13 protein-coding genes, 1 other RNA gene and 2 pseudogenes are annotated in these 23,225 nt (G+C 35.6%); 2 read left to right on the forward strand and 14 right to left on the reverse strand.

What is annotated here, in order from left to right; all coding sequences use genetic code 11:
* From HCD_RS05515 to selD, 11 genes and pseudogenes are all read right to left on the reverse strand, one after another.
* Positions 1–9,630 carry a vacuolating cytotoxin domain-containing protein gene (locus HCD_RS05515; RefSeq protein ID WP_014659588.1) on the reverse strand — a complete coding sequence of 3,210 codons (9,630 nt, stop codon included), beginning with the start codon at positions 9,628–9,630 and terminating at the stop codon, positions 1–3.
* A 132-nt stretch (positions 9,631–9,762) separates the two neighbouring features.
* A complete protein-coding gene (gene dapB / locus HCD_RS05520) occupies positions 9,763–10,527 on the reverse strand; it encodes a 4-hydroxy-tetrahydrodipicolinate reductase (protein WP_014659589.1) in 765 nt (254 codons plus the stop codon).
* A gap of 350 nt (positions 10,528–10,877) precedes the next feature.
* Positions 10,878–11,555, reverse strand: a complete 678-nt coding sequence (locus HCD_RS05525) for an HNH endonuclease (RefSeq protein WP_014659590.1) — start codon at positions 11,553–11,555, stop codon at positions 10,878–10,880.
* Positions 11,556–11,576: 21 nt separating this feature from the next.
* Positions 11,577–11,831: a hypothetical protein gene (locus HCD_RS09560; RefSeq protein WP_014659591.1), complete on the reverse strand. Its 255-nt coding sequence runs from the start codon at positions 11,829–11,831 to the stop codon at positions 11,577–11,579.
* 26 nt (positions 11,832–11,857) lie between these two features.
* Positions 11,858–11,971, reverse strand: a complete 114-nt coding sequence (locus HCD_RS09690) for a DNA cytosine methyltransferase (protein ID WP_265101264.1) — start codon at positions 11,969–11,971, stop codon at positions 11,858–11,860.
* The gene (locus HCD_RS05530) at positions 11,958–13,214 is read right to left on the reverse strand and encodes a DNA cytosine methyltransferase (RefSeq protein WP_014659592.1); all 1,257 of its coding nucleotides are present in this window, start codon (positions 13,212–13,214) and stop codon (positions 11,958–11,960) included. Before HCD_RS05530 ends, HCD_RS09690 begins: the two co-directional genes overlap by 14 nt.
* A 7-nt stretch (positions 13,215–13,221) precedes the next feature.
* Positions 13,222–14,601 (reverse strand): glycolate oxidase subunit GlcD, encoded by a 1,380-nt coding sequence (gene glcD, locus HCD_RS05535; protein WP_014659593.1) that lies wholly within the window; start codon positions 14,599–14,601, stop codon positions 13,222–13,224.
* An 11-nt stretch (positions 14,602–14,612) separates the two neighbouring features.
* Positions 14,613–15,701: pseudogene (pgbA, locus tag HCD_RS05540) on the reverse strand (plasminogen-binding protein PgbA); the annotation flags it as partial.
* Positions 15,694–16,320, reverse strand: a complete 627-nt coding sequence (locus tag HCD_RS05545; protein WP_014659595.1) for an NUDIX hydrolase — start codon at positions 16,318–16,320, stop codon at positions 15,694–15,696. The gene HCD_RS05545 and the pseudogene pgbA, both read right to left, overlap by 8 nt.
* Positions 16,320–17,528 carry a peptidoglycan DD-metalloendopeptidase family protein gene (locus HCD_RS05550; RefSeq protein WP_014659596.1) on the reverse strand — a complete coding sequence of 403 codons (1,209 nt, stop codon included), beginning with the start codon at positions 17,526–17,528 and terminating at the stop codon, positions 16,320–16,322. The genes HCD_RS05545 and HCD_RS05550 overlap by 1 nt, the downstream gene beginning before the upstream one ends.
* A 102-nt stretch (positions 17,529–17,630) precedes the next feature.
* Positions 17,631–18,599, reverse strand: a pseudogene (gene selD, locus HCD_RS05555) (selenide, water dikinase SelD); the annotation flags it as partial.
* Positions 18,600–18,795: 196 nt separating this feature from the next.
* On the opposite strand from selD, the gene HCD_RS05560 reads away from it, so the two are divergent.
* Both HCD_RS05560 and HCD_RS05565 read left to right on the forward strand, forming a co-directional pair.
* Complete coding sequence (locus tag HCD_RS05560) at positions 18,796–20,070, forward strand: DDE transposase (protein ID WP_014659598.1); 1,275 nt, start codon at positions 18,796–18,798, stop codon at positions 20,068–20,070.
* 93 nt (positions 20,071–20,163) lie between these two features.
* Positions 20,164–21,531 carry an outer membrane family protein gene (locus HCD_RS05565; RefSeq protein WP_014659599.1) on the forward strand — a complete coding sequence of 456 codons (1,368 nt, stop codon included), beginning with the start codon at positions 20,164–20,166 and terminating at the stop codon, positions 21,529–21,531.
* A gap of 3 nt (positions 21,532–21,534) precedes the next feature.
* Here HCD_RS05565 and HCD_RS05570 read toward each other — a convergent pair whose 3' ends face one another.
* From HCD_RS05570 to lolA, 3 genes are all read right to left on the reverse strand, one after another.
* Positions 21,535–22,062, reverse strand: coding sequence for a hypothetical protein (locus HCD_RS05570; RefSeq protein WP_014659600.1), 528 nt, complete (start codon positions 22,060–22,062; stop codon positions 21,535–21,537).
* Between the two features lie 50 nt (positions 22,063–22,112).
* Positions 22,113–22,500, reverse strand: a transfer-messenger RNA (tmRNA) gene (gene ssrA / locus HCD_RS08965).
* Positions 22,501–22,558: 58 nt separating this feature from the next.
* Positions 22,559–23,110, reverse strand: coding sequence for a LolA-like outer membrane lipoprotein chaperone (gene lolA, locus HCD_RS05575; protein ID WP_014659601.1), 552 nt, complete (start codon positions 23,108–23,110; stop codon positions 22,559–22,561).
* Positions 23,111–23,225: the final 115 nt, after the last annotated feature.

Genomic DNA, 23,225 nt, shown 5'->3' on the forward strand with positions numbered 1-23,225 from the left:
TTAAAACGCTAGACGCATTCCAACATTTCCTGTAATGTTTATCATTTCATAGTTCAAGCCAAATCTTGCTCCCACTCCAGCGTTAGCATAAAAACCTTTAAACAATCTCACTTCTCCGCCTGTGGTAATACTCGCAAAAGTATTGTAAAGCTCGCCTTTTCTGTAGCTCAAGGTATTATCACCAATAAAACGCACGACTTTATCCCCCATAGAATTGACAAATAAATCCCTCCCAATACCAGTAATCGCATAAAAATAAGAATTTTTATTGAAATAATGGCGGTTTTCAAGGGCAAAATTAATGGTTAAAACCGATTTCTTAGAAGGGTCAGCATTCGCCCTAAATTGATTATAGAGGGGATTATTCATCATGCCTTCTAAACCGGTTATGCCAATATAATAATAGCCTAAGCCAATTTGGGGTTTAAAAATCACGCTCTTATTTTTGAACATGAAATCATAGCCATAATTGAGTTTCGCACTCGTTGTCCATGTGTTGTAGTTATAGGACTGGTTAATCATAGACAATAAAGAATCGTTAGAATTGATTTGGGTTTGATTAGCCCCCCAAGTTTCATTGACACTAAAGGTCAGCTCGCTCTTTTTAATAAAGGCTCTAGCATATAGCCCCACATTCACATTATTAGAACCAGAATAAGTGATGCGGTCATTAAAGCCACTATACGCATAAGCCGCATACCCCCCTATAATTACGCCCTTAATGAACCTATCATAGCCTACATTGATACCATAGAGCGTTCCTGTGCCACTTTTAACAAAACTCACACCCCCAACACCAGTTACCCAAAGATTATTTTTTAATTTATCTCTTTGAGAGTATTTTAAAACTACATCCATAGCATTAGGCGTTGCATCAGCAAAACGCTTGTTCTTAAGACTACTCAAGCGTTCGCTAAAATCCGATGATGCAAAAGAAGCAAAACTAGAGAGCTTGGCTAAACGCCCCATTTGTTGCGTATAAGTATTGAGCTGCAAAGAATCGGTGGAATTATTTTTCAATCTAGGATTAGAGAGCATTCCTAAGGCACTTGTAATATCTTCCATTAAAGTAACAATGTGTTTAGTAGAATGGTCTTGTAAATAATAAGGAGCAAATAATGGATTACCCCCTTTAGCCTGAAAAAGCTCATCTAACCACATAAGGGCGTTACTACCGCCCGCTTTATAGATAGCACTCAAGCTCTTACTACCTTGAATGTGGTTGATATAGTAGGCTAAATTAGGGGCTTGAATTATAATAGGCTTATCAGAAATGGTAATTTGAACCTTATTATAAAGGATAGATGAATACACCATTTGCCCTTGAGCGTCTTTAAAGCTCACCACAAAGCCCCCATCTTTCACATCAACCGGTTTGTTATCATAGCTTAAGGTATTGCCATTTAATTGCATGCGTTTGCCATTAAAATCAATGAGTGTATAAAGTTTGAGATAATCGCTCAAGCTTCCCCCATTAATCTTTTTATTATCATAGCCATAGACCATACGCTTAGCGTCCATAAGCGTGTAAGTGCCTTGTTTGAGCTTAGTATTAACATCAATGAAGGCTTGATTATTATTAGACATAATAGTAGAAGTGCCAGCGATATTAATAATTGCTTTATTTGTTTGGTTATTGAGATTAAAAATCAGTTGCCCTTCACTATAAAAATTACCGCCCACACTCAAACCATTTTCATTTGTGCTTAGAGTCGCCCCCTTAAGCAAGTTGAAATTACCACTAATACTAGCCCTAGAATCAGATTGATTATTAAAAGCGGTGTTAATACTCAGATTATGAGCTTTAAGGGTGGCATTTTGCTCCAAATTCAAAGTCCCAATAAGCGTATCTTGTAGGACATGTGAGAAATCTAGCCCCCCATTAGCCTTAATCGTTCCTAAGAAGCTGAAATTATTCGCATTCACTTCTAGTGTTTCATTCGTAGGGGTTATCGCATTTGAAGAGCTTGTTGAAGCGATATGAGTGTTTTCTTTAGTGCTAGAATTAGTCGCACAATCCAAAATATTCACACAAATTTGTCCTTGCTTCACACTAATATTATTTCGTGGGGCATTAAGAATCAAACCATTTGTGGCGTTTAAGGTGTTGATTGAAATATTAGACACATCTTTAGAAATGAATGAGAGCATGCCTTGATACCCAGTAAAATTAATGGTGTTATTCCCATTAAAGATAATAGACTTACCTGCTATGAAATTCAACTCCCCACCTGTAGCGTTACTGAAAGAGCTGTTATTCACAAAGACATAATTTTTCGCTAAGAAATTAAAATTCCCTTTTTGCCAAAAATTATGCAATCCCCTAGAGCCTAGTAAAGACCCCATGCCAAATTGCTTCAACTCATCTTGTAAAGATTTAGGTAGTATAGAGCCTAGACCTTGATTATAAACTCCCCCTAAGCCCTTATCAGCGATAATTTTACTAATCATTTGCCCTAGGACTTGATTGTTCATGATTTTTGTTACCACGCCTTGACCGAGCAAATCATCTAACACTTTTTCACCCACGCTAGAAATGGTGCTAACTAACTCCTTACTTGGATTAGTGATATTCTCTAAAGCGATATTGATTAACACGCTCAAATCCTGTGGACCAAGCCAAGTGATGAGTTTATTAATTAAAGGGGTTTGAGCAAGCATTTGACTTAAAATATCCCCAAAAGTCGTTTTATCCAAAAAGCTTTGTAGGGCTTTAGCATCAGCGTCAGAGCCTATTTTGTCAAGGGCTTGATTTAATCCCCCCGGCACAAAATTATTCGCAAAAGAACTCAAGCTTTGCTTTCCATACCAGTTATTGATAAAGTTTTCTACATTATCAATCCCTAAAGTTTTAACCATAAATTTTTCAAAACCTGAAGAATGGGCTTCAATTTGCTGGAGCAACATGGTATCAATTTCTTTTCTTTGAGCAGAGTCTAGGGCATTTAAAAGCCCATTAGGTCCAAAAACATCTCCCACCGTTTTAGTGTTTAAAATCTCCATAATCGCATTTTTGAAAGCACTCATGCCTAGGAGATTATTCACTTCACTAGGATTTAGTAATGAACCTAAAGTCTTAGCCCCCAAATCTTTAGGTAATATATCGCTCAAGCCCTTTGGAATCGCATTATTATTCAAGCTCTCTTCATAAATAATATTAGAAAGCACATTCCCTAAGCCCTTTTCCCCAAAAATCTTCTCTATGCCACCTTGCCCTAAATAAGAAAAAAGTTTATCACTCCCTTGAGCCTTAATGGTGGCTTGATTAAGCACTAAATTAGTGCCACTATCAAAAGACACATTCGCACTTCCGCCACTCCCAAAAGCATTCCCACTACCGATTGTTCCGGTAATATAAATGTTTTTAGCCTTAAAGTTAGCGTTAATGTAGCCTAAATATGGCGAAGTAGAATGGAGCAATTGCCCTAAGTTAGTCTCTCTAAACATTTGGCAAGTGCTATCCCCAATTGCACATGGCTCTTTATACCCATCGCCCCCAAACCAAATTACGCTATTAGTATTGGTCTGCCCTTCTTTAGTAGCCCCCACAACCAAATTGCCTTGAGAGAAATCCTGATTAATCGTGTTAGAAAAGCCATTGATAATATGTAATAAGCTCTTCCAATCAGTACTGCTTAGAGTGATATTATATTCTTTTAAAATATTTAAAATAGTTTCAAAACTACTAGGACTATTCAAATTAAGACTATCTAAAACCCCTGAAGATAGAAGCTTAGCTATTTTAGGTAAAAACTCTTTGCCTAAATTTGCAATCGTTGTTAAATCTTGCTTAGTGATAGCCTGATTATAGATGTGTAAGGCTTGCAAGCGTTGGTTAAGTGCATTATAAGTTCCTGGCGTCTCATTATTCTTATTCAAACCTTTAATGTTGCTCGTTAGATAATAAGTGCCGACTTTGTCGCTGACATTATTATAGGAATTAGTGCTTTCATCATAAGCGTTTTGTTTGTAGTTATACAAACTAGGGGCTAGATTAAACATCACGCTGGAATTAGTGGTGCCATTTTGAGCAATCTGAATCTTCAAACGATTATTGTGTAGAGTTTCTGTAATGGTCTCTGAAGTGTTGAGCGGATTAGTAAAACTCCATAATTGTTTGCCATTGTTATTAGAATAACTAGCTTTATCAATTTGCATGCCATAAAAACGGATTTTTTCATAGCCACTCGCCCCACCCAAACCATCAATACTTTGAGCCTGTAAAATCTGATAAACCTTGTTCTCCCCACCAAATAAATTCACATAAGACAGGTTTAAAAGCCCCTTAGTCCCAAAGCTAAAATTCCCACTCGCATTAATAGCTAGAGTATTGCTACCACCCCCTAAGAGATTTAAAGTGCCATTTAACACGACTTTTTGAAAATTTAGAGTGCTGTTTTGTCCCAAATCAAATAAGACACTGGAGTTAAAAACCGCTTGATTAGTGAAAGAGATTTGAGAAGCATTAGCATAGAAACTTGTAGGAGCGTTAAACGAGCTAACTCCATTAAAATTCAATTGGCTTGAGCTATTGAGATTAAAATTCGTTGTCCCTTCTACATTGAGAGTATTAAAGCTTGCTTGAGAACTTTGAGCTAAATTCATAATAGAATCATTTTCAAAAGTAGAAGTGCCTTGAAAATTCAAGTGGATATTTTTAGCCCTTAAATTCAATGTGGATTGATTAAAAGTCGTGTCCCCTGTAAAATTAATAAGACGCACAGAATTACCAAAATTAGGCGTTTTACCAAATAAAGGAATGCCATAAAAGGTTACATTAGCGTTATTAAAATCCACTTGATTAAAACTGATTTGAGCGTTAGGGTTTAAATTCAAATACGCTACGCCCTCAAAGGTGGTTCTCCCATTAAAATGTGCCACGCTGTCATTATAAAAAGAAAGGCTTGATGCGTTTTCTAAAATGGTTTGAGTTTGATTGTCTCCAACGCTTATAGAAGCGTTTGGTTTAACAGTGAGTCTAGAGTTATTGAAAGTAACATTCCCACTCAGTAGCGACTGATTCACATTCTTAGACACATCAATAACCATTTGAGAGTTATTAAAGATAATATTACTGGCTCTCAATTCATAGTGCATGCCCCCACCCAAAATAGAATTAGTGAAAATCAAATCCGTATTAGCTATGGCTCGCATATACGATGAGCCGCTTTCAGTCGCTCCATTAATATTTGTCCAACCGCTAAAAGTGGAGTTTTCAAAAGTCATACGCCCTGAATTGAAATTAAAGCCCCCCCAAGTGAAATCCCTGAAGTTAGAATTTTTAATATCCATAGAAAGCTTAGAATTGAAATTTGCCCATGAATGCTGGCTACTACTTGTTTGTAACCCTAGAGCAACGGTTTGAAAATTCGTATAATTCAATCCATCAGCATTCAAGGTTTCATCAGCGTTAAAATTAATCGTTGCCCCTCCGCCTGCGTTAGGATTTCCCACATTAAAATTATTCGTTAAAAAGATATTAGTCGCATTAAAATTACCATGCAAATACAATAAATTATTCTTACCAAACCAAATAGAACCCCCATTGTCATTCGCTTGTTCTTGTGCACTTCCTAAAAGCAAAGTCCCTACCACCGTGGCTCCAAAGTTAGTCGACCACGCTAAAGCTGTCGAACCGATAAGGTCTTGATTTTTAGATGGGGCGATATAACACACTCCAGAACAAACGGCTATTTTTCCTGGAATAAAATCAAATTGTTTTTGGATTTGCCCCCAAATATCTTTAGAGCTAGTGCCTATGTGGATGGGTGAAGAATCAATGGTAAAATATTTATAGGTGATAGAGCCGTGATTAAAAGTCTCTTCAAAGACAAATTTTTGACCATTACTCTGCGTGAATTGCACAAAATAAGTGTTGTTATCATTCCTTAATAAAGTCCCCTGTTCGCCATCATAATGAATAATATTCCATAGGCTTTTTGAAAAAACATTATCAGCCAAACTCTCATTATTGTATTTAATGGCACTCCCACTTAAAAGCGTGTAAGTGGTGTTATTCTTTAAATCCCTTTCAATATTAAAAATGCTCTTATTCTCAATAGCGATTGAACCTTGAAGATGCTTAAAAGGGTCGCTATTAATCAGCGTGTTCGTGCCTTTAAACGAGATGTTTTGAGCGTTATTAAACGAATAACTTCCCCCATTAAAAGTGTTGTTGTCAAAAATGAGCTTTTGAGCCTTTGTATTGATATTATAGGAATTAAACGAATTGTTTTCTAGGGTTAAAGAATTGCCGGCATTATTTTCGCCCCCCTTATAAATCAGAGTGCCATTGCCACTAAAAGTAACATTCTTAATCACAGCACTCCCACTAGCATTAGTGTTATCCACGCCAAAATTCCCACCCCCACTTACAGACCCCCCATCCCAAGTAATACTATTTGCTTTGAGATTAAAGCCCCCTTGTGGGGTTTGGTTGCTAAAATGAGCGTTTTTTACATTCAAATTACCATTATCCACAATGAACTTCATCCATGAATTTTGCAAACCAGCCTTATCGCTGTTGAGATTTGCATTAGCGATATTCAAACTCTTTTGGGCGTTAAAGACTAAAGTCGCTCCCCCACCGGTTTTTGCCCCATTACCAGAACGAATAGTGCCGGTAATATCAATTTGATTTGCTTTAAAAGTGCCGTTGATATAACCCACTAGCCCCCATTCAGCCCCTGAAGTTTTTCCAAAACTAATCACACTATTTGAAGTCGGATTTGCTCCTTCTTCAAAAGGGGTAGTTTGATTGAATACCAAAACACTATCAGCACCACTATAATTTTGCGTGAAAGTGCCTATGCCAGCATTCTTCCAAGTGGTCATGCCATTGAGATAAAATACGGTGCTACTAGCACTATCATTAATATCTTTGAGCCAAAATGCATTTTCATGGATATTCACACAATGCGTATATCCTAGAGTGCATAAACGAGTGAGTGTAATGCCTTGCGTAAAATTCTCTCTAATATAGTAAGTCAAACCATTATCTGTGAATTTGACATTATAGATTTTGGCATCATTAGGCGAACTAGTGTTATTCTTTTCAGGAATAAGCGTGCCACTAGGATTACTTCCACTAGTCCAACGCAACATTTGGTATAAGTTAGTGCTATTGCCATAGTTAATACTATTAGCTCTCGCTAATTTATAACTTGTGCCAACATTTAAACCACTCAATAATCCTTGTAAATTAAACACCACGCCACTATTAAAAGTGAAATTTGTATTCGCTCCATCTAAAATAAAGCCGTTTTTGACATTAAAAGTGTCATTAGAAAAACTCACGCTAGGGGTCTTGTTGAAATTAAACACACCCCCATTGAAAGTATTCCCATTAAAGTTTACTTGTTGAGCGTTAAAACCAAACGAGCCGTTATTAAAAGTGTTGTTGCTAAAAGTGTCTGTTTGTTGCGTGTGGCTGAAGTTAAACGAGCCATTATTAAATGTGCTAGAGTTAAAAGTGTTGTTAGCTCCATTAAACAAATAAGTGCCATTGTCTAAAACAGAATGATTTTCTATGGTTGTATTGCCTTGAAAAGCAAAATTTCCTGCTAAAAACTTCGTGTTTTTGAAAGTGTAAGTATTGTGAGAGCCTTGAAACTTATAATGGGCTTGATTGAAATTCACGCTATCAAAGGTGCCATTACCTGTAAAATCATACCCCCCATTGCTCCAGTCATAAAAATTAGAATGCGAAACATTAATTTTACCGCTACTAGAGCCGTTATTTCCCATACTAGTAAAAGTCATGTAGGATTGTTGTGAAGTGGTCTTTAGATTTTTAAAATCAGCTCCAGCGATATTAATTTCAGTCGCACCCACGAAGCGTAAAGTCGCTCCCCCACCAGTCTGTGCTCCATTACCGCTCATCATGGTGCCAGTAATATAAATCTTATCTGCTGTGAAAGTGCCGGTAATATAGCCGGTTTTTCCCCAATTGACTCCTTCATACCCTCCAAAACGCACCATGCTATTAGAATTAGGGGTTGTGCCATTAGCCCAAGGGGTAGTGGCGTTAAAAACTAAGGCACTATTTTTTCCACTATAAGTTTGAGTGAAACTCGCATTCGTGTAATTCCAAGTAACCATGCCATTGAGATAAAACACCGTATTATCTTGATTATTGTTGATAGTTTTTAAATTAAAAACATTGTTATAGATATTCACCCCATGCGTGTAGTAAATACCATTTGCACCATAATAAATGGATTGTAAAATAATGGAATTAGGGCTAAAGACTTCCCTAAAATTATAGAGCGTGCCACCTAAATTGTAAGTTACATAATAAGTGTGGGTGCCATTAGCAGAGCTTGTAGCATTGCTATTAGTGTCTTTTGTAGCTTGTGTGTTTTTAATCCTAATGATATTCCACAAATTACCCACATCATTGTAACTGATAGTGCCACTTTTCATGCTAAAAAGTGTGTAAGTGCCTCCTAGACTAGGCGTGTAATTTTGAATGTTAAAGAGTGCATTAGGATTAATTTTAACATTCCCACTCATATTTAAAAAAGGTGAAGTAGGGTTATTAATCGTAGTTGTGCCTTGAAAATTAATGTTGGCATTTGGCTTACTAAAAACAAACCAGCCCCCATCAAAGGTCAAGTTATTAAAAGTAATATTATTTGCATTAAGGGTATAAGCACTTCCTATGGTATTTGCATTTCCATTAGGCACACTCCCTAAAGTGCTGTTATTAAAGGTAATATTTTCAGCATTAAGATTGAGTGTGTAATGATTAATATTAGAATTAGTAAAGGTTATGCTCCTCCCACTACCATTTCCCCCCTTATAAGTGAGCGAACCATTATTATTGAAATTCACCCCACTAATGGTAGTTGTGCCACTACTATTAACATTATCCAAGTCAAAAGCCGCACCACTGACCGTTCCGCCACTATAATTGATACTTTGAGATTTGACTTTAAAGCCCCCATTAGGGGTTTGATTGCTAAAATTTGTGTTTTTTAGATTAATACTCTGATTTGAAATTAAATTTATCCAAGAAGTCTGTGTCCCAGCCCTATTATTTTGGAAATTAGCCCCATCAGTTGTTAAAGTGCTTGAGCTTTCAAAAACAAGAGTTGCACCCCCACCGGTCCCCCAAGCATTACCAGAACCTATAGTTCCTGTCATATAAATATCTTTAGCCATAAATAGCCCAGTGATAAAGCCCACATAACCGCTTTGAGCGTTACTCCCCCCAAACCATATACTTGAAGAGTTGTTGGGGGTCTGAGTGGCATTATTTGTGCCAATAAACAAGGAATTATTGCCATAATTTTGCGTAAAGCCTCTATTCCCCCCAGCATAAGTGCGTAAATGCCTAACATAGTAAGAAGTGTTGCTTCCAGCCTTGTTTTCATTCCATAATTCCCAAACGCTATGGGTCATATCTTGAGCGTTTTGAGCACTCAAAACTGAGATTAGCCCAAGTCCTAAGAATATTTTCTTGTTTATAGGCATAGAAAGGCTAGAATAAGTTTTAAATGAGTTACTATAAGAGCGTTTAGCCCTGTATTTCTTAGCGATTTTCTTTTTTATACCCCTAAAAGAGTGCTTAAAATTTTTATTAAAGTGTTTGTTTCTTAAGATAGTTTTTCCATTTCTATAAACCATAACAATAACCCCTTCATAACTCTTAGTTCTAACTTAACATTATACAACTAAAATACCTCCATTATGGTAACAATCCCTTTATGCCAAAATTGACATCAGCTCGGTGTTTCTTATACCCAAATAGTATACTACTCAACTAAACATCTCTTTAATCTCATATTTTTTAGCTTTTTTATCTTTGAGCCATAAAGCGACTTCTAAAGCCCCCTTAGCAAAGATAGAACGATTTGTAGCTGTATGGCTAAGCTCTATATATTCGCCTTGCAAATAAAATCCTATCGTGTGCTTCCCCGCTACATCGCCCCCCCTTAGTGCGACCACACCAATACTCTCTTTGGAGCGCAAGCCTTCTCTGTTTGTCATAAGAGCCTTCTTCTCATCATAACCCCTAGCTTTTACACAGGTTTGATACAAGCTTAGTGCAGTGCCACTTGGAGCGTCTTTTTTAAGATTATGGTGTGTTTCTACAATTTCAATATCTGCATCTTGTAGTTTCAAAGAAGCCAAAAAGGCTAATTGATTTAGTATCGCAACACCTAAAGACATGTTATGGGCATGTAAAAGGGGCACTTTTAAAGCTAGGCTTTGCATTTTTTCTAGCGTTTCTTTTTCTAGTCCGGTTGTGCCAGAGACGAGAATCTTGGGGCATTCTAAAAGAGTGTCTAACAAACTATCCACACCTTTTGGCAAAGAAAAATCAATCACGCATTCACACGCTTCTACAAACGCTTTTAAGTCGTTGGTTACTAGGGGAGTGTGTGAAAAATGGCCAAAATCCATTTCACATTTCTGTCTTGCAAACACGCTGGTTAAAACAAGTCCTTTATAACCCCCCTTTAACTCTTCTAAGAGTAATTGTCCTACACGCCCACTCGCTCCATAAATGCCAATTTTCATACTAATAACTCCTTTATTTTTATTTTTGATTTAAAAAATTAATCTCTTTCAAGCTCCAAAGCATTAAAATTATTATAAAACTGCCTATTAAGGAAGTCATAATCATCATTAGACTTTTTCAATACAACTCCATCAAATCTTATAGGTAACTCTGTTTTTTGATTATCTGTAATTTGATAAGTATCTAAAGTAGTGCTATCAATTTTTTTAACATCTTTAGTATTAATAATAGGTTCAATTTAACAAAAAAATTTTATTTTCTCGCATTTAGTAAAACCTAATATTAAGTTTTCCTTATTATACTATAACCCACACTCACAATAAAAATTCTCTCTTTTTTAATATTGCTACTATCTTTTAAAAACATTCTCTCTATGATATTGCATATAATTTTCTCTTTGTATATCCAGTTGCAATTCTTTAATGATTTTATTTTCACTAAGGTTTAGGCGTTTTATATTCATAGGCGAAAGCCAAGGGGAGAGTAAAAGTCTTTTATTTTCATCAAATGAGATAAAGCCTCTATCAAATAATTTGTCATAGGTTGGTGTGAGAATAATTCCATTTTTAGGGTCTATTTTTTCCTTATCATCACATTTAATCCATGGCTTAATGTGTGAAGCAATCAACAAATGCTCATCATTAACCATTGTAAAAGGACAAAACGGGCATTCTAATAAAAGTTTATGGCGGTATTCCCCTTGACCCATTCTAGCTTGAGTAAGTGATACTTGTTTTTTAGGCATTTTTATTTTAGGAGTATTGTGTTGATAGCACAAAATCTCTGGATTGTAGTCTATAAATATTTTAAAATAAAAAAGAATTTCTTTTGTATTTGTCTCTAATTTAAGCACAGACAAATAAGAAATGTTAGCTAACCCAACAGAACGCATAAAGTCATAATAAAGCGATGGAGAATTTGCATAAACTCTCGGCGGTTTAACGCCTACTCTATAAAGCTCAAATTCTAAAAAAGTCTCATCAAATTGCTGACACTGAGCTAAGAGTAATAAAAATTTCTTCCCCATTTCATTCTTGTTTTGGTAATTTTACTCTGGGCTTTCAAATTCATTTTGGGCTAATTTTAAATATTTTAAGAAATCTTTTTTAATAAAGAAACACTTTAAAGGTTTCTTAAAATCTCCAAAGAAATGATAAGTGCGTTCATTTTCATTGCCAACATACAACTTAGCCTCCCCATGCCCAGTGCCAATTTTATTTTTTACAAAGCTATCTGTTAAAGGAATAAATTCTAAGGTATCTAATATTCTAAATGATTGATTATGTAATCTTAAATCACTCATTATGTGCCTTTAACTTAGGATAAGCCTTAAAAATTTCTTGCATGATATGGATTAGCACATCTACAACCAATGGAATTTCCTGCTTGTTGATACATAGCCGTATCAGAGACTACAATTTTAAAACTATCACAAAAACCCATTAAACGCAAACACTCTCTTGGGAGTTAATTTTCTCAAACGCCCTTGAGTATTAACATAATTATCTACCCCAGCCCTATGCATTTTATGCATAGTTGTAAGCAAAGGTCTAGCAATATTTAAATCCACTTTAGGTTTAGAGAAAAACCCTTTTGTGCCGCTTGATAAAACATAGTCTTTAACTTTTTGTGAAAGAAAATATTTTTCTAAACTCTCTTGAATAAAATCACCATGCCAGTTGTATTGCTGGTTTTTCTTTTGACACAATGCGATTTTTCCATTCACTTGTGTGTATCGCTTAGTTAAATTCTTTGATGCACAAACAAAGTCAATGCCTTTTTGTTTGAGATAATACTTATCTTGCACATTGTCCAATAAAAAATCTTGCATGCTTGTTGTTAAGAGAATAGGTTTAGGAAAACAAAAATCTTTTACCCCCAAATCCTTTCTAAACCCTACCACAAATAAGCGTTCTCTATTTTGAGGTATTCCATAATCTTTAGCATTCAAAACAGCTTTATATCTAGTATATCCTAGTGCATCAAAAACTTGCTCCATAATCTTAAAAGTCTCTCCACGATTATGACTTAACAATCCTTTAACATTCTCGTAAATAAAAACTTTAGGCTGTATTTCTTTTATCAATCGTGCGTATTCATAAAAAAGCGTGCCTCTTGTATCTTCTAATCCCCTTTGTTTCCCCACCAAACTAAAACTCTGGCACGGACTACCCCCAACCAATAAATCCACTTTTTTTTGATAAAAACTTGCATCTAGAAAACAGACATTTTGATGATAATGTTCTTTAGAAAGGTTATAGTTAGCTAAATAACTCTGCATCACTTTGTTGTTTTTAAGTTTATTACTATAGAGATTATCTATGAACTCTTTTTTTTCTTGAAAACTATGTAATGTTTTTAATTGTTGCTTGGTTTGTAAAATTTTCATCTGTTCCATTAGCATACCTACTTGTATGCCATATTCTTTAAGCTCTTTAGGACTTAAATGCGTTTCTTTTAATTTTTGTAATAAAAATTCTTTCTTGATTTGCAAGTTAGAGTCAATGATTTCAGTAGAATTTAACATATTTCCCAAATAATCAGAGCTTAACTCAGCGATTTTTGGCGTGAAAATATCCACATCGCCATTATCGCAAGCAAAAATAATTTCGTGTTTTACTTGCATTCGCTCTAGAGCATGCTCTATAGCTCCAATCCCACTAAATACAGTTGCTATTCTTAGCATAAAATCCTTACAACCCCATTTTAAAAGGGTTTAAAATATTGTTTGGGTCAAGGGCTTTTTTAATCGTTCTAAAAAATTGCATTTCTTGTGTGTTAAAAGCTAGGGGCATAAATTTAGCCTTAGACAATCCTATACCATGCTCCCCACTCAAAGTCCCTTCCAAACTGATAGCTATTTGAAAAATCTCTTCCATAGCTTGATGGCCTTTTTCTAAATCTCTCTCAGGATTTTCTACCATAACATTCACATGCACATTGCCATCACCTGTATGGCCAAAGCAAGGGATTTTAAAGCCATATTTTTCACTAATCTTTGCAACTTCTTTTAATAAACTTGGCAAACTTGCCCTTGGCACAGTTACATCTTCATTCAACTTCTTTTTGCCATAAATACTAATACTTTGAGATGCATTACGCCTTGCAAACCACAAATCTTGCTCTTCTTGTTCATTTTGAGCGATTTTAAAATTTTTGCAACCATTTTCTTTAAAATGCTTTTCTATTTGCTTTAATTGCCATAGGATTTGTTCTTGCACCACACCATCAACTTGAGTGATGAGTATCGCCCCAGCACTCTTGGGCAAGCCTTTAGAAAATCTTTCTTCAACAGCCCTAATGCTTAAATTATCCAAAAATTCCATAGCCACAGGCGTAACGCCACTACTCATAGTCCTATAGACTGCATTCATAGCATCATCAATATGATTAAAAACTCCCATCGCACTCTGTTTTAAAGGCGGTTTAGCTAAAAGTTTTAAAGTAATCTCAGTAATTACGCCTAAACACCCCTCACTTGCAATCATCAAGCCTGTTGTGTTAAAGCCTGCAACATCTTTAATCGTTTTTTTACCCGCTCTAATAATTTCGCCATTAGCTAGCACCACTCTTAAAGCCATGACATAATCTTTTGTAATGCCATATTTTGCTGCACGCATGCCACCGGCATTTTCTGCGACATTCCCCCCTAAGGTGCTTTGATTTTCGCTCGCTGGGTCTGGGGGGTAGAATAAATTTAATTTTTCCACTTCGTTTTGAAAATGCTTGTTAATCACACCGGGTTCTACTCGTGCGATTAAATTTTTAGTGTCAATCTCTAAGATTTTATCCATATGCTTTTCTACACTTAAAATGAGTCCCCCACTCACACTCAATGCCCCACCTGTAAACCCACTACCTGCGCCTCTTGGCACAATAATAATTTTATGCTCGTTACAATATTTTAGAATCGCACTAATTTCTTGCTCATTTTTAGGAAAAATTACGCCATCTGGTAAATAACGCTCTCTTGTAGCGTCATAAGCATAAGCGTTCAAATGGGCTAAATCGGTGAAAAAATCTTCTTCCCCCACTAAATTTTTAAAATATTTAAGATGTTGTTTGGCTAACATTATTGTTGCCTTTTGCTTGCCTCTAGGGCTTTTCTTCTTTCTTCAAGCTCTCTTTCATCTTGCTCTTCTTGTTCTCTTTGTCTCTCTTCAAGCTCTTTGGCTCTTTTTTCAGCTTTAGCTTTGCGCTTTTCATCTTTTAAGCGACGCCTTTCTTCCTTAGAACTAAGCTTATGCTCTTCTTTTTGGTAATTCTTTTCTTCTAAGGTAGGAGCGCTTTCTTTAGTATTCTCTAATGTCGTGTTATTTTCTGGCTTAGGCTCTTTAGTCTTAGGTTCTCTAATGGCTTCTTGCTTGATTTCACGCTTATTTTCTTTGGCATCAATTTTCTCTTCTCGCTTTTCAATCCTCACTTCTTTGCGTCTTTCCTTGCTAATTAATGCATCATAATAAGTGAAGTAATTCTTAGAGTGATTACCTGAAAAAAGCTTCCCTAATGTGCCAGTATCTATGCCTTCAACCCTAGAGAAAAAAGGTCTAGAAGTCTTTTTTACGCTACTTGTATCTATAGCTCTTTTTTCTAAAATTTCAAAACTCTGACAATCTAAAATATTAAGTGTGTTTGTAGTTACAAGATAGATAATTCCTACGCTATAGACATTGCAAGCCTTTCTTAAATTAGTCGTTTTGGGGTCAAAGCCATTTAAAAAAGTAACGAGCAAATCGGAGCTAAGAAAACTAATGTCTGTATTGGTGGCTTTGATTTGTTCATAAATTTCATCATTAGGAGCGATTAAAAACGCTTGATTGTTAAATTGTCTGAAATAGACTAAATCACCCTTTTTAGCAACCATTCTTGGGGTGGGTAAATGGCGTTGCTTCATAGAATCAAACGATTTGAATTTGGCAGTTGCTACGCCATTTTCAACAGCAATAACCACCACTTCAGAGTTAACGACTTCATAATCTGAAAGTTTAGTCATCACAAAACCAAATTCCCCCACTTTCAAATCATTAGCCGGAAAACGCATGATTTTCTTGGGTAAATCCACAAATTCTATGCTCACTCTTAAGGGTTCTTGCCATGGGGCTGATTGTAAGCTTACAAAACTTACTAGAAGAAGTCCTATCAAACGGCTTATCATAAAATTCCTTTTAAATATTTTTAAATTTTTTTAAATGCCATAAAATTGCCAAGCTTAATCCAGTGGTCTTAGCGTATTGAAAATCTGTAATAAAATCAAGGGCTTTTAATCTTTTTAAAAACAACACTTCAATCTTTTCTGTATCAATTCCCCCACCTTCTGAAACTTTCAAACTCGCACAAACCTCAGCGTAATAGAGTGTCTGCAAGCTCCCACTTAACCCTGTCGCACTATAAAATTCACCTATTTTTTCTAAGTTTTTAGGCTTAATTTGATAACCGCATTCTTCTAACACTTCTTCGCAAGCAATTTCTTCTAAACTCTTATTAGGTTTATCTACAAGTCCCGCACACAATTCATAAGTGTATCCATCAATAGCTTGCTCAAAATTAAGATGGCGTGCATAAATCGCTGGGCGAAATTGCTTCACTACTACAAAGCAATTAAGCTCTTTTTCGTAGAGTAAAATCGCTACGCTATCTAAGGACTTAATAATATCCCATGACTTCTTAACACCTGCTTCATTATAATGCATGCGTTGTGGCTCTATATACGCAGAGTGAGAACAAGACTCTAAACGCACACTAGAAGCATTGACCAAAGATTGTTGTTTCAAAAAATTCTCAAAATAAGGCATTAAAAACCTTCTAAAAGATAAGATGAATTTCTTTCAAAAGAATGGGTTTTAAAAAGCTCTTCTAATCTTTGTTGAGAACGCCTAATTCTTTCTAAAAAAATCTCTTTTTGTTTGCCGTGTAACTTGCTTTTGGTGGTGCGGATATGCCCTAAAGGATTAATGGGGCGAGAGTTTTTATACACCCCAAAGTGTAAATGCGACCCTGTGCTTAAACCAGTGCTTCCTACTCTACCTATAATTTGTCCTTTTTTAACCAGCATGCCCCTTTTTAACCCCTTAGCAAAAGCACTCATATGAGCATAAACTAATCGCAACTCGCCCATATAATTGATTTCAACCACTTTTCCATACCCTCCCTTAACCCCTACAAAACTCACACGCCCATCTGATGCTGAACGAATCAATGTGCCATGTTTTGCTGCATAATCCACGCCATAATGGGGTCGTTTGACTTTCAAAATAGGATGGAATCTCCCATAAGAAAAATGCGAAGAAATACGGGTGTATTTTACAGGGGTTTCTAATAAAAATCCAGCCACTTCTTGTGCTTTTGAATCGTAGTAACGGCCATTTGAATGAGAAAAAATATAGTATTGATGAGAACGAGTGCTAACCATTGCCATTTTAATAGCCGGTTGAGAAAACGCTTGACCCACACGATAATCCCTTGTATAAACGATAGCAATTTTATCCTTTCTTGCTAGGCGTTTAAAAGGCACGCTTTTTTTATACGCATTGATGAGTTGATGGGCTAAAAGGGTGTCCTTAGTGGCTTTGATAATATCTTCATAAGGCGAAGTTTGTAAAGAAAGAATAAGGGTTCTTTCCTTACGAGTATAGACAATAGGAATAAAATCTAAAAAATATTGCTCCCCTTTTTTATACAGATGAATCTGCAAATCTTGGCTGATAGGAATGAGAGCTTGAATAAGCGTATTGTTTTCATCTCTCAAAGTATAGTAAGTAACATTGCTTTGGATTTCTGCACTCAATTCCTTATCTTGAGAGCTTAGGTTGTAGTAGAGTTTTTGTGGCACATGATTACGCTCCAAAAACCCTAAGAGAGTGAGCCTATTATCCCATAATAACCTTTCACCTTTTAAGGTTTTTGTTAGGGTGTTTTCAGAACTATTGAGTATGGCTATAAAGCAACACAAAGTTAAGAAACACAAGGCTTTAATGCGACACATTTTTAATTGATTTTCCATTATTTATACTATACCAAAAATTTAATCCCTACTATTTTAAAAGTGTTAAGTATAGCATAAGCCCCACTCATAACTTCTTAACAAGCGCCTGTTTTTAGATTTTTATACAAGTTTTAGAGCGTAGTCTTGTCGTGGTTTACATTGTGCGATAATGCTTGCTTGAATGCCATTATCTACAAGTTGCTTGCATAATACTTTGGCATCTTTTTCATTCAAGGCAATGAGTAAGCCCCCTGAAGTTTGAGCGTCATAAAAAATCAAATCATTCCCCTTAAAATGAGATTGAACAAAAGGGCTTAAAAATTCTTTATTTTTCCTACTTCCCATAGGCACTACATCGTTTTCTAAAAATTCCATAGCCCTATCAAATACAAGCACTTCATTAGCCATCACTTCAATAGAAATACACTCATTTAACATTTCTTTTAAATGCCCTAAAAGCCCAAAACCGGTTACATCAGTGCAAGCACTCACTTCAAATTTCTGAGCGATTTCTTTAGCTTTTAGATTCAAGCTTGCCATAGATTGCACGACTTCTAGTGAGCTAGAATACTCCATTAAGCCCCTTTTTAAGGCGGTAGTGAGTATCCCACTTCCTATGGGTTTAGTTAGAATTATGCTATCGCCTATTAGCGCACTATTATTACGCCAAAAAATCTCATCTTCTATAATGCCTGTTACGCTCAGTCCGTATTTTTGCTCTTTATCCACTATGCTATGCCCCCCTACTAAAGCACACTTAGCTTCATCTAGCTTAGTTTGAGCCCCTTCTAAAATGGCTTGAATGTCTGTGGTTTCTAAATGTTCTTTATCCCACATGAGTAAGCTCATAGCCGTTAACGCCCTAGCTCTTTTAGCAAAAACATCACTTAGGGCGTTCGCACTTGCAATTTGTCCATACATAAAAGCGTCATCTACAACAGGCGTGATAAAATCCACGCTTTGAACTAAAAGTGCATTATCTTTTAAACGATAAATCCCACAATCATCGCTTTCTTTAAAGCCCACTAATAAATTTTTGTCATCAGTTTGTTTGAGATTGGCCATTAAATGTGCTAGGTCTTCCAGACCTACTTTGGCCGCTCAACCCGCACAGCTAACAAAATGCGTTAACTTCTTTTTACTCAAAAACTATCCTTGAATTTAAAACTAGCTTAATTATAACCAAAATCAATTCATTGTTTTAAAAATGCTAAAATCAGTCCCCTTTGAGAGCTAAATATTCTATAATAAAGGTTTTAATGAATTTCAAGTTTAAAGATATAAAATGCCACACATCTTAAAAGAAAGATTTTTGAAGCACCTTGTGCCTGCTTTTTTGACCTTTTGTGCGATAGGTTTAAATGCAAAAAGCTATTTATTCTCTCCCTTGCCCCCAGCACACCAGCAAATTGTCAAAACAAAGCCTTGCTCTTTAGAGTGCTTGAAAGACTTAATGCAAGAAAATAAAATCTTTTCGTTTGTGTCTCAATATGATTATCATACCCAAGATAAAACCTTAAAAAATTACTATCAAGAAATACTTAATAAGCTCAACCCTATGTTGGTCGCTTCTCAAACTTCCCATAAGAATAATTACCAGCCTAGAATTGAATTAGCCATTTTGCTACCCAAAGTAGTCGTGGGGCGTTATGCGATTTCTGTAATGAATACCCTTCTAGCCTATTTGAATACTAGAGACAATGATTTTAATATCCAAGTCTTTGACAGCCATGAAGAAACCCCCGAAAAATTAGAGCAAGCCTATAAAGAAATTGAAAAAGAGAAATTTCCTTTTGTCATCGCTTTATTGACTAAAGAAGGGGTAGAAAATTTGCTCCAAAAAACCACCATCAGCATTCCTACTTATGTGCCTACCGTGAATAAAACGCAGTTGACAAATTATTCTCAGCATTCTTTAAGTGAGCGGTTGTATTTTGGGGGAATTGATTATAAAGAGCAATTAGGCATGTTATTATCCTTTATCCGTCCTGATTCGCCCATTATTGAATACGATGATGATGGCTTGATGGGTGAACGCTTGAGACAGACCACAGAAGCCTTAAACATTGAAGTAAAACACCAAGAAAGCATCTCTTATAGGCGAGCTACAAGCTTTTCTAAAGACTTCAAAAAAAACGATGAGTTTTTTAAAGATGCCACCTTGATTTTAAACACCCCTACGACAAAAAGCGGACTCATTCTTTCTCAAATCGGACTTTTGGAGAATAAGCCTATCAAAGTGCTTTCTACTCAAATCAACTTCAACCTTTCCTTGCTCCTACTCACACAACCTAAGGACAGAAAAAACTTGCTCTTAGTGAGTGCTTTACAAAATAGTGATGCAAAACTCATAGAATACGCATTATTATTAGAGAGTGATTTAAGGCATGACTGGGTGAATTATTCTAGTGCAATAGGATTAGAAATGTTTCTAGGCATATTAGACCCAAAATTTGAGAGATTTTTCCATGAAAATATAGAAGATAATCAAGTCCATTACAAAAATCAAATCTATCAAGCCCTAGGATATTCTTTTGAACCTATAGAAACAAAAAAATAAGACACGAGCAATAATTTTAATATTTTCATTTTTAGCGATTTTTTAAGAAAAATACATTAAGATATAAACAATGATTAAACATGGGGTCTATTCATGCTAAAGTTCCGCAAATTGCCATTATTTATTGTTTCTATTCTTTACACTTACACACCTTTACAAGCTTTTGATTATAGGATTAGCGGTATAGCAGAATCTTTTTCTAAAGTGGGGTTTAATCATTCTAAGCTCAATTCTAAAGAAGGGATTTTTCCTACAGAAAGCTTTGTAACTACTACCATTAAACTTCAAGCTGATGCAAATCTACTCCCCAAAAGAATTGAAAATCATAACCTAAAAATAGGAATCGGTGGGATTTTAGGAGGAGTAGCTTATGATTCTACCAAAACAATTATAGACCAAGCCACTCATCAAATCTATGGCTCAGAAATCTATACTTATATAGGGCGTTGGTGGGGGTATTTGGGCAATGCTCCTTGGAAACACTCTCGCATAGAGTCTAATACCCACACTCGCAATTATGTGCTATACAATGCCTATTTATTTTACTCTTATAGTGATAAATTTCATCTCAAGCTTGGGCGTTATCTGTCTAACATGGATTTTATGAGCATGCACACACAAGGTTTTGAATGCGATTATAAAATCAATTCTATAGTAGCGTTAAAATGGTTCAGCTCTTTTGGAAGAGCTTTAGCTATGGGGCAATGGATACGAGACTGGTATTCCCCTATTGTTACAGAGCATGGCAACAAAGCTAGTAATAATGGTATTCATGCCGCACAAATCAATTTTTCTAGCAAGTATGTCAAAATCATACCTTATATTTATTTCTCGCCTAAAACCTACGAAGCACCAGGCATTAAACTCCATGTTGATAGCAATTCTAAATTCAAAGGCTTAGGACTACGCTCTCAAACGATTATTAATGTTATTTTTCCTATTTGTGCATCAGATTTGAGTGGTGCATATTGGCGTAACGCTAAAGTAGGAAAGTGGGCTTCTTCATTACTCATCCACCAACGCTTTGATTATAATGAATTTAACTTTGGCTTTGGATATTATCAAAATTTTGGCAACGCTAATGCAAAAATTGGCTGGTATGGCAACCCACTTCCTATTAACATAAGAGACAATAGCGTTTATGGTGGGGTTTTTAGCAATGCCATTGCTCCAAATGCCATTAGTGGGTATATCTTTGGTGGGAGCGTGTATAAGAGATTTTTATGGGGCATTTTAGCCAGATACACCCATGCGACTAGAGCGAGCGAAAAATCACTCAATCTCAATCTTGGCTATAAATGGAATGATTTTTTTAGTATTGATGTGAATTTAGAATACCATACCGTGAGCATGCACACCGGCTACAAGGTCAATGACTTTACTAGCCCTTTCAATAAAGCCTTTAAGGCTAATGAGCAAGACAGAAGCAACCTTATGACCACAATGAAATTCTTTTTCTAACTTTTAATTAGGCTTTTGAGAGTTGAGCCATTTTTCTTGATAATCAATCGCTTTTCTTAGAGAGCTTTCTAGTTCACTCAAAATGTCTTTTAAAGGCTTAATATCTATGTTAGCTTCTTTGTTGTAAACTTCTAGTTGCTTATCAATTTGAGTGGCAATTTCTAACGCACTTGAAGGGTCTATGGGACTTCCTAAAGCCTTTTTTATCGCTTCGCCTATTTCAATCACTTCAGGACTTTCATGGTCTTTTAAATTAGGATTATTCTTTTTATCCTTAGGTTTAGGCTCTAAGCTTAAGCGTAAATGCTTGATTTTTTCATGCAAGTCATTAAGCTCTTTAAGTTGCTCAGCATTTTGCCCCCTATCAACCGCCTTTTCTAAAAGCTTATCGCTCAAACTCACTAACGCATCGCTTAATTTAACGCTATTAGCTTGAGCTTCAGTCAGCTCATCAACATCTATTGCCATTAAAACGCCCACAAGAGTATAAGGCAACACCCATTTTTTAAAACGAGAGAAAAATTTTTGCATCTACTTTCCTTAAAAAACACAAATAAAAACTAATCTTTATTTAAACATAATGGTGGAGCTGTGGGGAATCGAACCCCAGTCCAAAAATCTTGTTCTAAACACAAACTTCTACATGCTTAGAAAATTGATTGGTTTTTTAGCCTTAAAACTACCTTTGGTTCAATTTTCTAAAACCTTAAGATAATCCTAAGAGTTCTTTAATCTTAATTTAAAAAGCGAACCACTTTTTAAACGCATCTAGCTTAGGGTTATGGAGTGATTAAAACGCTAGAAATTTCAATCAGTCCAGCTCCAAATGGAGATTAACTTACGCAGCTTTAGCGTAAGCTGGAGCGTAATTTGTATTGTTTACAGTTATTTTTGTTGCTATTTTTACAAGTCGCACTTGGCATGCTATCTATGCAACAAGAATCTTGTCGAAATCCAAAGCTCAGCCCCACAAGTCCTATGAAAACTCTCTCATTCTAGCTAATTTTTGCTAATAAAGAGTTTAAAATTATTGACGCACGATGTCAATATTGGTGTCTTTAGGCTCAAAAACAAAAATTGCATCAGAAATTTTAGGATTAATTTCTACTTGAGAAAAAGTAATCTTTACAAGATTATCCATCTCATCTTTAAACTCTAAAACAAAAGGCTTACCATCCTTAAACACCAAACGATAGGTCGTTTTATCAATCGTAGCGATGAATGAATTATCTGGTTGTTTTTTCAATTGTTTGAGAATGCTAAAAAAATCAGCTTTTCTTTGGAGTTTTGAAATCGTTGCTTGAAACAAACTAGGTTCATAAATCACCACTTCTTTAGCGTTCATATAGATTTCTTTTTTCAAAGGTTTTTCATAAATCCATAAAGCTAGATTAGGGGCTTTAGCCTTTAAAACCCCATGATAGACTAAGGGGCGTTCATTTTTTAAAACTTGCTTAAAACTTGCACTAAAACTCTGTAAGTTTCTTAAAACCCTTTCTTCTTTAGAAAGTTCTAGAGGGGTCTTGGCACAAATAACATCAACTAGCATAAAAACCATAAAAATCTTTAAAAAAATCATGTGTATCACAATAAAGCCTTAAGAAAATTGTCTCTCACTCTGTCAAAATGAGTTATTTTACAAGACTTTTATCCTATCCATGCTAAAATTCACTCAAAAACGAATGCTTTGTGTT

Source organism: Helicobacter cetorum MIT 99-5656 (assembly GCF_000259275.1).
Taxonomy (GTDB): Bacteria; Campylobacterota; Campylobacteria; order Campylobacterales; family Helicobacteraceae; genus Helicobacter; species Helicobacter cetorum.

Excerpts from the sequence above, each read along its gene's own strand:
- HCD_RS05515 (WP_014659588.1), bottom strand. The coding sequence starts at position 9,630 with ATGGTTTATAGAAATGGAAAAACTATCTTAAGAAACAAACACTTTAAT.
- dapB (WP_014659589.1), bottom strand. The coding sequence starts at position 10,527 with ATGAAAATTGGCATTTATGGAGCGAGTGGGCGTGTAGGACAATTACTC.
- HCD_RS05525 (WP_014659590.1), bottom strand. The coding sequence starts at position 11,555 with ATGGGGAAGAAATTTTTATTACTCTTAGCTCAGTGTCAGCAATTTGAT.
- HCD_RS09560 (WP_014659591.1), bottom strand. The coding sequence starts at position 11,831 with ATGAGTGATTTAAGATTACATAATCAATCATTTAGAATATTAGATACC.
- HCD_RS09690 (WP_265101264.1), bottom strand. The coding sequence starts at position 11,971 with ATGGGTTTTTGTGATAGTTTTAAAATTGTAGTCTCTGATACGGCTATG.
- HCD_RS05530 (WP_014659592.1), bottom strand. The coding sequence starts at position 13,214 with ATGCTAAGAATAGCAACTGTATTTAGTGGGATTGGAGCTATAGAGCAT.
- glcD (WP_014659593.1), bottom strand. The coding sequence starts at position 14,601 with ATGTTAGCCAAACAACATCTTAAATATTTTAAAAATTTAGTGGGGGAA.
- HCD_RS05545 (WP_014659595.1), bottom strand. The coding sequence starts at position 16,320 with ATGCCTTATTTTGAGAATTTTTTGAAACAACAATCTTTGGTCAATGCT.
- HCD_RS05550 (WP_014659596.1), bottom strand. The coding sequence starts at position 17,528 with ATGGAAAATCAATTAAAAATGTGTCGCATTAAAGCCTTGTGTTTCTTA.
- HCD_RS05560 (WP_014659598.1), top strand. The coding sequence starts at position 18,796 with ATGCCACACATCTTAAAAGAAAGATTTTTGAAGCACCTTGTGCCTGCT.
- HCD_RS05565 (WP_014659599.1), top strand. The coding sequence starts at position 20,164 with ATGCTAAAGTTCCGCAAATTGCCATTATTTATTGTTTCTATTCTTTAC.
- HCD_RS05570 (WP_014659600.1), bottom strand. The coding sequence starts at position 22,062 with ATGCAAAAATTTTTCTCTCGTTTTAAAAAATGGGTGTTGCCTTATACT.
- lolA (WP_014659601.1), bottom strand. The coding sequence starts at position 23,110 with ATGATTTTTTTAAAGATTTTTATGGTTTTTATGCTAGTTGATGTTATT.